Genomic DNA, 12743 nt, shown 5'->3' with positions numbered 1-12743 from the left:
CTATGATGCTGCCCAGGACACGCCGGACCCGGCCAGGGCCGGGGCGGAGGACGCTCCGGAAACGGATGCCGCACCCGATGACGAGGCGGCACCTGTCGTCGCGACAGCGACCGGAACAGAGACAGAAACAGACACAGACACAGACGCAGAGTCAGCGACAGTAACCGGAACGGAAATCGCGCCACAGGTCGATGTCGACACCCGGGTGGAGACAGCCCAGCTGCCAACGGCGGAGGCGGCGCAGAGCTCGCCGCAACCGACCGCGCCAAGCGATATCGCGGCCACCACCCCAGCGGAACCTGCGGCACCGGGCACCGAACAGGCGGTTTCGCCCGCCGTCACGCCGCCGGTGACGACAGCGCCGCAGGCGACGGCAGAGGCGGGTGCCGAACCGGATGCCGCCGCGCAAGAGGATGCGGTGGTTGCCGATGCCGCCTCCGCCCCCAGACCAGAGGTCGCCGTGGCGGTGTTGCGGGCCAACAAGGACGGGGTGACGCTGGTGCAGCCCGCGACCCCGGTGGCGCCGGAACTTCTGGACAAGATCGCGCTGGACACGATCAGCTATACGGATGCCGGCGATGTGCAACTGGCCGGGCGCGCCCGCCCCGAGGCGCTGGTGCGGGTCTATCTCGACAACAGCCCGGTGGCCGATATCACGGCGGATGCCGCCGGGCGCTGGTCCGGCAGTCTGACTGCGATCACGCCGGGGATCTATACCCTGCGTCTGGACGAGATCGACCCGATTGAGGGCAAGGTGCTGAGCCGGCTGGAGACCCCTTTCAAACGCGAAGCGCCAGAGGTTTTGCAACCTGTGCTGGATGCAAATGCCGCCGCCGCAGATGCTGGCCAGCCCGCGGTTCAGGCCGTCACCGTGCAGAAAGGCGACACGCTCTGGGCGATTTCTCAGGAACGGTATGGCAGCGGCTTTCTGTTTGTGCGGGTGTTTGAGGCCAACAAATCCGACATCCGCGACCCGGATCTGATCTATCCCGGCCAGATCTTCACACTGCCGGATTAAACACGTAGATACGGACGGAATGGGCGCGCTCCCTCTGCCAAAGGGGGCGCGCTTTTTTGTCCCGGCCTGTCCGGGCGCCAGATCGAACACCAAGGAACCGCAATGAGCCCCAGCCCCCAGAGCGACCCGCCCTCTGCCGCAGACGAGCGACGCTCCGGATTGAGGACCTTGCGCCAGGTCTGGCCCTATGTCTGGCCTGCCGATGCGCGGATGATCCGGCTGCGGGTGGTGCTGGCGATCCTGGTGCTGGTGGTGGCCAAGGGCATCGCGGTGGCGACGCCGCTGTTCTACAAGGGCGCGGTCGATGCCCTGGCCGAGGACGGCGTGCCGCTGCTGGCGCTTGGCGCGGTCGGGTTGACGGTGGCCTATGGCGTGGCCCGGGTGATGAACGCGGGCTTTCAACAGCTGCGCGATGTGATCTTTGCGCCGGTGACCCAGCGCGCCCTGCGCCGTCTTGCGCTGACCACATTCCGCCATATTCACGCGATGTCGATGCGCTATCACATCACCCGCAAGACCGGGGGCTTGAGCCGGATCATCGAGCGCGGCGTCAAGGGCGTGGAGTTCCTGCTGCGGTTTCTGGTGCTGTCGATCGGGCCGTTGCTGCTGGAGCTGATGCTGGTTGCGGTGGTGCTCGCGGTGATGTTCGACCTTTGGTATCTGGTGGCGGTGGCGACCACCGTGGCGCTCTATGTCTGGTTCACCTTTGCGGTGACCGAATGGCGGGTGAAGCTGCGCCGCGAGATGAACACCCAGGACACCGATGCCAACCAAAAGGCCATCGACAGTCTTTTGAACTACGAGACCGTGAAATATTTTGGCGCCGAGGATCGCGAGGCGGCGCGCTACGACGTGGCGATGAAGGGCTATGCCGCTGCGGCGCTCAAGACCGCCTATTCGCTTGCGGCGCTGAACTTTGGTCAGGCGGTGATCATTACCACCGGGTTGATTACCGTCATGGTGATGGCCGCCATCGGGGTCCAGAACGGCCAGATGACCGTTGGCGATTTTGTCATGGTCAATGCCTATATGATCCAGATTACCGGCCCGCTTGGGTTTCTGGGCACGGTTTACCGCGAAATCCGCCAAAGCCTGGTTGATATGGGAGAGATGTTCGATCTGCTGGGGCAGCCGCCGGATGTGACGGATCGACCGGATGCCCGCCCGCTGAACGTCGCGGGGGGGGAGATCCGGCTGGACAATGTCCGGTTTGGCTATGAGGCGGAGCGCGAGATCCTCAAGGGCGTGTCGCTGGAGGTCAAGGCGGGGCAGACCGTGGCCATTGTCGGCTCGACCGGGTCGGGCAAATCGACCATCGGGCGGCTGCTGTTCCGGTTCTACGATGTCACAGGCGGCAGCCTGCGGATCGACGGGCAAGACCTGCGGGACGTGACCCAGGAGAGCCTGCATGCGGCCATCGGGGTGGTGCCGCAGGACACCGTGCTGTTCAACGATACCATCCGCTACAACATCGCCTATGGCCGCGCCGGGGCGACCGAAGCAGAGGTCATACAGGCAGCGCAGGATGCCCAGATCCATGATTTTATCGCGGGCCTGCCGCTGGGTTATGACACCCAGGTGGGCGAGCGTGGTCTGAAACTGTCGGGCGGCGAAAAGCAACGGGTGGGCATTGCGCGCACCCTGCTGAAGAACCCGCCGATCCTGCTGCTGGACGAGGCGACCTCGGCGCTGGACAGTGACACCGAGCGTGACATCAAGGACGCGCTGGCGCGGGCCGGGCAGGGGCGCACGGTGATCACCATCGCTCACCGCCTGTCCACCATTGCCGAGGCCGACCGCATTGTCGTGCTGGAGCAGGGCGAAATATCCGAGACCGGAACCCATGACGAGCTGATCGCCAAGGGCGGACGTTACGCGCATCTGTGGCAACGCCAGCAATCCGATCAGGATGTTGCCTGAACCGGCCCGACATAAAAACATTTTGGAATATGTCGTCTTCGGCATAGGTTGCTGAAGCACCGATGTCGGGGAGAGCCGGCGCGGCGCGAACAATTTGGATAACCTCGCCGGGGAGACGGGAATGGTTCGAACACTGACACTGGCCGCAAGCGCGCTGGCCTTGTCTGTGTCTTTTGCCTGGGCGGAGGATCTGGAATTCTATCTGACCAACGACAGCAGCGTCGATCTGGTGGCGTTCAATGTCTCTGCCGCCGAAACCGACAATTGGGAAGAGAACCTGATCGAAGACGGCTTTGTTGCCCCGGGGTACGAAATCTCGGTTCTGATCGCAGATGGCGCGATGACCTGCATCTATGACATGCGCGGCGTGTTTTCAGATGGCGTATGGGTCGAGGATTATGGTCTCGATCTCTGCGAGATGGGTGGATACATCTTTTCCGATTGATTGATTGGCCGGTCTGGGCCGCGCTGTGCGGATCGGACCGGGTGGCCTGGGCTGGCGGCTGGCGCGGACCAAGCGGGCCGCAACGGGCGAGGTCCCTCCGGGCGTCGCCCGAACTGCGTTGGCCGTTTGTGTTCCCGCCATCCGGCCGAAAAGGCTGAAACGTCCTCCTCTGCGCGCAGCTCCGCCGGTTTGTTGACAGGGCATCGGCGGAGATAGGACAGCGCCAGGCCGGGCTGCGTCAAGCCGCCGACGCAAGGGGGCAAATCGGGCCGAGGGTCGCCGAGATTTGGCCTCTGGCGCGATCCGACTGGTCGCGGCCTGCGGGCCTCCCTAGCTTTCAGGGTGACCCGGGGCGCAGCGTGTTGCTTCGGGGATAACACAAACTCTGTTCGGAGAATAACGATGAAAAACCTTACCCTGACCGCCGCCGCTCTTGCTGTTTTTGCTGCTGCACCGGTAATGGCCAGCAACTTTGCCGCGGCGGTTGATGCCGATGGCAATGGCAGCCTGTCGCTCGAAGAGCTGCAGATTGCCTTTCCCGAGCTGACCGAAGACACCTTCCTCCAGATTGATGCCGACGCCGATGGCGAGGCCTCGATGGAAGAGGTCACCGCCGCTCAGGACGCCGGTCTGTTGGTCACCAACGGGTAATGCGCCACGTCGGGCGGCACGGATCACAAGCCACCCCGCCCGTCGGCAAGGCTCCCCCTGGTTACCTGTTTCGCGGTTTCATGAGTGGGGGACCTTGCCAGTTGCGCGATCCGGCATTGGGGCGAACCCCCCGGTTGTTGGTCTGCGGCGACCGGCGGCACATTTCCCCCGAGTGTGTCATTGGTCCCGGTGCGGGCCGCGCAACAGAAAAAGGCTCCGCTGCGGCGGGGCCTTTTTTCGTGTGAAATTTCCGATATTTAGCAGGGTGTTGCAGCGGGGTGTTCCATAACCAATCCGTGAGGTCGGCCCAAAGGCCAAAACCGGTAAAGACCCGCCGAGCCAAAAGCGCTCCTTGTGCAAAGACCTGCCGGTTTGGCGGGATTATGCAGGATCTGGCGGTCCTGCATTGTGTCACCGCCAAGGGCACATAGGTGGTGTGGTGTCACGAGGGCCACAGACTGAGGCTCTCAAATTTACCAGCGATCCTGATGAAGGAGGACTACACCATGAAACGCTTTGCATTTACCACCGTTGCCCTGTCCGCACTGATGGCAGCCCCTGTGATGGCAGAGGTCAAACAAGCCGGCTCCCTGACCTTTGACGAATTGCAGGCCGAATATCCGGCGCTGACCCAGAAAACCTGGGAAGAAGTGGATAACAACAAGGACGGCGTGGCCGATATGGCCGAGATTGACGAAGCAGAGCAATCCGACATTCTGGTGTCATCCGCGCACAGCTCGACCACCAGCACGATCACCATTGATCCGGCCTCGAGCGAGGTTGAACAGGCCGGGTCGCTGACCTTTTCCGAGCTGAAGGAGGAGTACCCGTCGCTGACGCAGAAGGTCTGGGAACAGGTCGATAACAACAAGGATGGCGTCGCCGACATGGAAGAGATCGACCAGGCGGAGCTGTCCGACGTTCTGGAACCGAACATGGATGCCGAGGGCAACGCGAGCTACAACAACGGCTGATGCGGCATCCGGGTGCAGGTCTGCTGTCCGTCACCTCGGACAGGCCTGGGCTCAGAACCGGACCTCTCCCCCAGGCGGGGGAGGGGTCCTTTTTATGTGAGGGCGCTACTCGGCCGCCTGAAGCGACGCCGCATCGGTGCGACGGTCCGGGTCTGACGTCGCATTGGCGCTGCGAGGGTCATCTGAGCGCTCGGAGGCCACCCAGTCGATCTCGGTCGTGGCCAGCTGACGCGCCTTGCGCGCCAGGGCGCTGTCACGGGCGACCTGACTGTTGCGGCCACCGGTGATCCGGGCCAGAAGCCGCAGCACCCAGGACACATAGGTGAAGAACCAGATCCGAATGGCCAGCAGCGACGGAGTCACCACCAGGGTCAGAACGGTTGCAATGCCAAGGCCAAAGACCACGGCGGTTGCCAGCTGTTTCCACCACAGGGCGGTCGGGCTGTCGATCGAGTAGCCGCCATTGATGAAGTCGAGGCTGATGCCGAACATCATCGGGGCCAGACCGGCCATGGTGGTGATCGTGGTCAGCAAAACCGGGCGAATGCGCGCCTCCGCAGTGCGGATGATGGCCTCGATCCGGGGCATGTGCTGGCTGAATTCCTGATAGGTATCAATCAGAACAATGTTGTTGTTCACCACGATCCCGGCCAGCGCCACAATGCCTGTTCCGGTCATGATGATCGAAAACGGCTGTTGCATCACCATCATCCCGATCAGCACGCCGGTGGTGGACAGGACCACCGCAAGCAAGACCAGAACGGAATTGTAGAAACTGTTGAACTGGGCCAGCAGGATCACAAACATCAGCCCCAGCGCGCCGGCAAAAGCGTTCATCAGGAACGCCCCGGATTCGGCCTGTTCTTCCTGATCTCCGGTCCATTCCCAGTCGATCGAACTGTCGAAGGGGTCGGTCTCCAGCCATGTGGTAATGGTTGCTCGACGTTCTGTATCGTTCATGGGAACAAGCCGAACTACGGCTTGCTGCTTATCAAGCTGATTTTGCACGTCGTCCAGTTGAACATTCTGTGCGACCTCAGGTACATGATACCGTAGGATTACAGGGTCGAAGAACAACGACTTCAACCAGCTTTGCTCCACATGGAGAGTGACGTTGACAGGGTTGCCTTGCTCGAACTCTTCAGGGGTAACTTCGTATCCGAAACCCACGTCGATTGAACCGGCTTCATTTTCTTCCCCATCCTCATCCAAAGGTATGAGCTGAAGAATTTTGATGCCAGCAACAACATCCGCTTTCACGTCGTAATAGCGCTGCTGCTCGACCCGAGAGATGGTCGCGAGTTTTGGCACCGGCTGACGGGTGACGAAGTTCGACAGCGGCACCAGACCCTCTTCGGTGCGCAGCTTCAGCGAGTCCAGCGTTGACAGCACCCGTTGGGATTCCGGCAAGCGCAGGCGGATGTCGATCTCTTCGTCAGAGCTGTCGACCCGCATGGTGTCCAGCAGGATGCCACGGGTGACCAGCTGGACCATGGCGCCGACCGAGGCAACATCGGCGCCGTAGCGCCCGGCCTTGGCAACATCCACGTCGATCTCCCAATCGATGCCGGGCAGGGGCAAACTGTCCTCGATCAGGGTCAGACCGGGGGTGGATTCAAAATAGGTGCGGGCCTGCAGGGTGGCGGCACGCAGCGTGTCCCAATCGTCGCCCAGGATGCGCAGATGCACCGGTTTGCCAGAGGCCGGCCCCCCTTCAAGCGCCTTGATCTCGACTTCAAAGCCGGGAAGGTCGGCGACCATGCCGGTCAGCTCTTCCAGCACGGTGTCGCCGTCAAAGGCGTCTGCGGTGACTTCGCGTTCGAACAGACCGCCGAGGATCGGTTCGCTCTGGGTCGGGCGATCCTCCCAGGGGATGATTTCGAACTGCACCTGGCCGATGGTGTCGGGTGGCGTGCCAGCGCCGGAGGCATCGGTGTTCAGCCCGCCTTCGCCGGCAAAGGAAAATACATTGATGACAGCGGGGTGCTGCATGACCACCAATTCGGTGGCGCGCACCATTTCGTCCTTTTCGTGCAGCGACAGGTTGCCGCGCGCCCGAACATAGGCGGTGGCCTGTTCCGGTTCGCTTTCGACAAAGAATTCAACGCCGTGGTTGTTGGTCTGGAACTGACCGATCACTGTCACGATGCCAAATCCGACCACCACGAGGGTGACAATGGGCATGATCGGGTTGCCTACGATCAGCTTGATCAGCCAGCCAAAGGCACCCAGCCGGTGACCGGCGCGAACCTGGCGGGGCCGGCGCTGCAACGCCGCCGCACCCAGGGTGACAGAGGCGGTCGCGGCAGCGAGCAGGAAGATCACCGCGCCCAGAAGCGTCGCCGGGAGGCCCTTGCCATCCGCGATCAGGTAGCCGGGATTGAGGAGCTGCATCGCGCCCACGAACATGCACCAGAGCGTCAGCGGCACCAGTGCCGCGCGAACCACCCAAGGCAGGCGCCGACGCAACGCGTCAGACCCGGCAGCAAAGAACCGTGACATCCGACCGGTGACACCGCCCATAACCGGCAGATAAATCAGCGCAACCACGAGAGAGGCGGACAGAACAAAGATCAGCGTTACCGGCAGCATGCCCATGAACTCGCCCGGAACACCGGGCCAGAACAGCATCGGCAGAAAGGCGCAGAGCGTTGTGGCGGTGGAAGAGACCACCGGCCAGAACATCCGTTGCGCCGCCTCGACATAGGCATGCATCGGGCCGGAGCCTTCTTCGATGCGTTTGTCGGCGTATTCCACCACCACGATGGCACCGTCCACCAGCATTCCGACGGCCAGAATGAGGCCGAACATGACGATATTGGAGATCGAGATCCCCATCACGGCGAGAAAGGCAAAACACAACAGGAAGGAGGTCGGAATGGCAAATCCGACCAACAGGGCCGCCCGACTGCCAAGCGAGGCCAGCACGACGATCATCACCAGCGCCACCGCCGTCAGCACGGAGCCTTCGAGTTGGCCGACCATGGAGCCGACTACGCGGCTCTGGTCGTTGGAGGTTTCCAGTTTGATCGCGGCCTGCAGTTCTTCGGGCCATTTTTCCTGAGCTGCGGCAAGGGTCTCTTTCACCTGATCAACCGTGTCGATCAGGTTGAACCCCTTGCGTTTGACCACTTGCAGGGCAACCGTATCGCTGCCGTTGAAACGGGCAGTGCCCTGACGGTCTTCGAAGGTGAAGTTGATCTCGGCCAGCTCGCCCAGGGTCACCACGCGGTCGCCATTTGTCTTGACCGGCAGCGCATAGATGTCTTCGACACTGTCGAAGGACGAGGGGATCTTGACCGAGAAGCTGCCCTGATCGCTGTCAACCTCGCCTGCGGCGATCAACTGGTTGTTGTTCTGAACCACCGAAATCAGATCGACGGCGGTGACGTTATAGGCCTCCAGCTTGAGCGGGTCGATCAGCACCTCGACCATTTCGTCGCGATTGCCGGCAATCCCGGCCTCAAGCACCGAATCCAGCGCCTCCAGATCGTCCTGCAGATCCTTGGCCAGTCGTGCCATCGTGCGCTCCGGCACCGGGCCGGACATGCTGACGATCACAATCGGGAATTCCGAAAAGTTGATCTCGGTAATGGAATATTTCTCGGCACCGTCCGGGAATTCGGCCTCGGCGGAATCCATGGCGTCGCGTACATCGGCCATGATGGCGGTCTTGTCCCAGCCAAAGTCGAACTCCAGCGCGATCCCCGCATAGCCTTCGGCGGCGGTGGCGGACATCTTGTCGAGTCCGTCGAGATCGGCCAGTTCGGTTTCCATCACCTTGACCAGCAGGGTTTCGGAATCTTCGGCGGAAATGCCGGGGAAGGAGACGGAGATAAAGAGCGCCGGGATTTCAATGTCCGGTTCGCCCTCCTTAGGCAGGCTGACATAGGCGAACCCACCGACGAGGATGGAAATCGCGATGAAGGCCAGGACCATCCTGGCCCGGTCTGCGGCCCAGCTGACGACGCCGATCATTCACTTATCTCCCGGTAGGTCGGGTTCAGAAGAACACCTTCGGTGACGAAATCCTGCCCCATGACGATGACATCGGCCTGTTCGGGCAACCCGTCGAGCCAGACGCCCGCAGCCTCGTCCCGCAGCAGGGTGACGGGCATAAAGCCGGCCGTGGTGTCCGCGCGCACCACCCGGACCCCCAGCTGGCCTTCGTTGTTGAGGGTCAGCGCCGATTGCGGCAACTGATGCGCCTTGGTGCCCTCGGCAGAGATGATGATCTCGGCCGTTTGCCCGTCCCGAATGGCCAGATCCGGGTTCGGTACGGTGATTTCCACCTCAAAGGTCCGGGTTTCCGGGTCCGCCGAACGGCTGATGAACGACACTGTTCCGCTGGCCTGTTGCCCGGTGGCCAGCCGCGCGCCCGCCTTGGAGCCGAGGTCGACGCGGTTGATGGCGGTTTCGGGCAGATATCCGACCAGCTTGATCGTATCGAGCTGGATCACGGTGGCGCAGTGGCTGCCTGCCTGCAACAGGCTGCCGATCTCGGCGGTATCGGATTCGAGAATGCCGTCAAAGGGCGCGTGCATCACCAGCCGCTCGATCTCTTTCTCGGCAGCGGCGACTGTTGCAATCGCGGATTCGATGCCGGCACGGGTGGATTCCAGACCGCCCTCGGCCGAGGCGATGGCCGCCTGCGCGGTGCGTTCAGCCGCGCGCGCGGAGACCAGCCGGGTTTCAGAGGCAAACCCGCCTTTGGACAGTTTCTCGGCTGCGGTGAGGTTGATCTGTGCCTCTTCGAGCAGCGCATGTGATTCTTCAAGCCGCGCCTCCGCCTCGGGGACCTTGGCGCGGGCTTCCTGCAGGCGGGCGCGTGCCTCCAGTAGGGAGGCCGGGCGGATGCCCGGGTCCAGTTCGCACAACACATCGCCTGCGGCGACTTTGGCCCCCTTGCGCAGCGGTTCGGAAATGACCGTCGAGGTGGTTTCGGACTGAACATCAACCTGGCGCATGGCGCGGGTCTGGCCGCGCACCACGATGGCATTGTCGATGGCGCGTGCGGCACTGTGCACCGCCACCACAGCGACCCGGACGGCCTGCTGTGTGTCCGCCTGGGCGATGGCATCGGCGGCGGGCTCCGTCGGCGCGGCGTCCTGGGTGTCTATCTCGCTGGCATCCTCGCCGCGCGCGAAGGCCAGGAGGCTGTCGCGCTCCATGACCAAAGCATAAAGGCTTGCGGTCACGACCAGGGCGGTCAGAGGGGGAATGATACGCATGGTGAAGGTCGTCTCCGAATTGAACACGCTTTCGTGAATATACTCATGTTCTGGCACCCCGGACTGTAATGCAGGTCACAGATGGAAAATTCCGGCTTTCAGGTGCAAGATCTGTTGCAAGTCCTAGGCGTTTGGCGCGTCAAACGAAATAGTTCACTTCGGTGTTTCAGGGGGAAAAACTGCCCAAAACGGCAAAAAATCTGCGTCCGCACCGCCATAGCCTGTGATCCGTGCGGATTTTGTTTTGCTGCGCGCTGCACTTGGCTTGCCTGACCGCACAGGCTATGACACATCGGCATGCGTAATGTCCGGCATCAACCGGCAAAAAGAAACAAGGGCCGTGTCATGAGCGATACCGATAGTTTTATTGAAGAAGTGACAGAAGAGGTCCGTCGCGACCGGCTGTTTCTGATGCTAAAACGCTATGGGTGGATCGGAGCCGTGGCGGTGGTGCTGATTGTCGGTGGTGCGGCCTGGCGCGAATACAGCCAGGCGCAGGCCCGCAGCAACGCGCAGGCCGTGGGCGATGCAATGTCGGCGGCGCTGTCTGCCGAAACGGCGGAGGCCCGCGCCGAGGGGTTGGCTGCGATCGCTACCGAAGAGGCGGGCGCGCAGGCGGTGGTTGATATGGCCCGTGCGGCAGCCCTGGTCGAAGCTGAAGACACCGAGGCGGCCGCCGCTGTCCTGGACGGGATCGCGACCAATGGCGCGCTGCCATCGGTTTACCGTGACATCGCCGCGTTCAAATCCGTGGTGCTGCAATCCAGCGTGCTCGCGGCGGAAGACCGCCGTTTGCGGCTTGAGGCGCTGGCGGTTCCGGGAGGGGCGTTGCATTATCTTGCGGCGGAACAACTTGCGCTGCTGGACATTGAAGAAGGCAAGACAGACGCCGCCCTGAGCCGTCTGCGCGAGATCGCCGGCGCCGCGGGGGTATCCCGAGACTTGCAAGAGCGTGTTTCGCAAGTAATTGTGGCACTTGGCGGATCGCTGGAGGCGGACGCTCAGGAGGGGTGAGAGCTGCGGCAAGGCAGCTTCTGGAGCAAGCGACAAGCGACCCAAGAATTGATGACAGGGGCAGGGTGATGACGGCAAGTTCAGGCGGTTTTGGTCTCCGCGCAAGCGTGATGGCCTCGGCTGTGGCGGTTTTATTGGTCGGGTGCACCGAGCCGGAAGAGATCCTTCGCGGCCCGCGTGAGGACATCCGGGGGGCTGAGACATCCGGTGAGGTGGAAAACCGTGCCGTGCGGATTTCACTGCCCCGCGCGGTGCAGAATGCCAGCTGGGAGCAAAGCCCGGGCCAACCGACCACCCGCACCACCCATGCGGCCCTGTCGAGCGCGCCGTCGCTGCTGTGGTCGACCCGCATCGGGAATGGCGACAATCGCAAGCAGCGGGTGACCGCAGCGCCAGTGGTGGGCGGTGGCCGTATTTATACGCTCGACAGCGCGGCCTTGGTTTCGGCTGTTGCACCGACCGGCGCGGTGGTGTGGCAGACCTCGATCCGCCCGACGACGGACAGTGAAGGCGATGCGACGGGCGGTGGCCTCGCTTATGCCGATGGGGTGATCTATGTGTCGTCCGGTTTTGGCGTGGTGACCGCGCTGGAGGCCAGCACCGGCGCCGAGATCTGGCGTCAGGAACTGGAGGCCACCGGTTCTGGCAGCCCGACGATTCGCGACGGGTTGCTGTATCTGATCGCCGGGGACGAGACGGCCTGGGTGCTCGACACCAAGGATGGCCGCATTGCCTGGCAGCTGGAGGCAAGCCCCAGCGTGTCGAATATTCTCGGCGCACCGGCACCGGTCGTCGGGTCGGAGATCGCCGTGTTTGCCTTCGGGTCCGGCGATGTGGTCGGCACGTTCCGGCGCGGTGGGTTCCGTCGCTGGCTGGCCTCGGTCACCGTTGGCCGGACTGGCCGCGCGATGTCTCAGATCAGCGATGTGACCGGCGCGCCGTTCCTTGAGGGCAATCGGGTTTATGTCGGCAATCATTCCGGCCGTACCGCTGCGTTCAATATCAGCTCTGGCGAGCGGCTCTGGACCGCGTTTGAGGGCACCTTTGGCCCGGTCTGGGTGGCCGGCGGCAGCCTGTTCATGGTCAATGATCGCAACCGGCTGATGCGGCTGGATGCGTCGGATGGCAGTGTGATTTGGTCGGTGGAGCTTGCGGGCTACCTCAAAGACAAACCCCGGAAACGGGCCGAAATCGTTGCGCATCATGGGCCTGTTCTGGCGGGCGGACAATTGGTGGTTGCCTCCAACGATGGGCTGCTGCGGTTCTTTGATCCCGTCGATGGTGCCTTGACCCGCTCTGTGGAGATCAAGGGCGGCGCCACCACCGAGCCCGTGGTCGCGGGTGGGACGCTGTATGTCGTGACGTCTGATGGAGCGCTTGCGGCCTATCGGTAACCGCGCGCCAGGCGGTATCATGGTGTGCGCCGACGTGAGGGATTGCGCTGCACGTTGTGCATCGCCGGGGGGCGGGAGCACCACCGGGACAGGCCC

Annotated in this window: 9 protein-coding genes; 7 read left to right on the top strand and 2 right to left on the bottom strand. The window is 62.7% G+C overall.

What is annotated here, in order from left to right:
- From TRIHO_RS03850 to TRIHO_RS23105, 5 genes are all read left to right on the top strand, one after another.
- Nucleotides 1–1018, top strand: a 1018-nt coding sequence (locus TRIHO_RS03850; RefSeq protein WP_131811172.1) for a LysM peptidoglycan-binding domain-containing protein, incomplete at its 5' end; no start/stop codon positions are given.
- 102 nt (nucleotides 1019–1120) lie between these two features.
- A complete protein-coding gene (locus TRIHO_RS03845; protein WP_068240587.1) occupies nucleotides 1121–2938 on the top strand; it encodes an ABCB family ABC transporter ATP-binding protein/permease in 1818 nt (605 codons plus the stop codon).
- Nucleotides 2939–3059: 121 nt separating this feature from the next.
- Nucleotides 3060–3383 carry a hypothetical protein gene (locus tag TRIHO_RS03840; protein ID WP_068240586.1) on the top strand — a complete coding sequence of 108 codons (324 nt, stop codon included), beginning with the start codon at nucleotides 3060–3062 and terminating at the stop codon, nucleotides 3381–3383.
- 402 nt (nucleotides 3384–3785) lie between these two features.
- Nucleotides 3786–4034, top strand: coding sequence for an EF-hand domain-containing protein (locus TRIHO_RS03835; RefSeq protein ID WP_068240584.1), 249 nt, complete (start codon nucleotides 3786–3788; stop codon nucleotides 4032–4034).
- Nucleotides 4035–4540: 506 nt separating this feature from the next.
- Nucleotides 4541–5008 (top strand): hypothetical protein, encoded by a 468-nt coding sequence (locus tag TRIHO_RS23105; protein WP_082705010.1) that lies wholly within the window; start codon nucleotides 4541–4543, stop codon nucleotides 5006–5008.
- 105 nt (nucleotides 5009–5113) lie between these two features.
- On the opposite strand, the gene TRIHO_RS03820 is transcribed toward TRIHO_RS23105, so the two are convergent.
- Nucleotides 5114–8986, bottom strand: a complete 3873-nt coding sequence (locus TRIHO_RS03820; RefSeq protein ID WP_068240582.1) for an efflux RND transporter permease subunit — start codon at nucleotides 8984–8986, stop codon at nucleotides 5114–5116.
- The gene (locus TRIHO_RS03815; protein WP_068240581.1) at nucleotides 8983–10239 is read right to left on the bottom strand and encodes an efflux RND transporter periplasmic adaptor subunit; all 1257 of its coding nucleotides are present in this window, start codon (nucleotides 10237–10239) and stop codon (nucleotides 8983–8985) included. The genes TRIHO_RS03820 and TRIHO_RS03815 overlap by 4 nt, the downstream gene beginning before the upstream one ends.
- A 345-nt stretch (nucleotides 10240–10584) precedes the next feature.
- On the opposite strand from TRIHO_RS03815, the gene TRIHO_RS03810 reads away from it, so the two are divergent.
- Complete coding sequence (locus TRIHO_RS03810; RefSeq protein ID WP_068240589.1) at nucleotides 10585–11253, top strand: hypothetical protein; 669 nt, start codon at nucleotides 10585–10587, stop codon at nucleotides 11251–11253.
- 68 nt (nucleotides 11254–11321) lie between these two features.
- On the top strand, nucleotides 11322–12647 hold the full coding sequence (locus TRIHO_RS03805; RefSeq protein ID WP_068240578.1) for a PQQ-like beta-propeller repeat protein: 1326 nt from the start codon (nucleotides 11322–11324) through the stop codon (nucleotides 12645–12647).
- Nucleotides 12648–12743: the final 96 nt, after the last annotated feature.

This window comes from Tritonibacter horizontis, from assembly GCF_001518015.1.
GTDB lineage: Bacteria > Pseudomonadota > Alphaproteobacteria > Rhodobacterales > Rhodobacteraceae > Epibacterium > Epibacterium horizontis.
The sequence above is the reverse complement of the archived record's forward strand: the minus strand, read 5'-3'. Positions and strand labels throughout refer to the sequence as shown.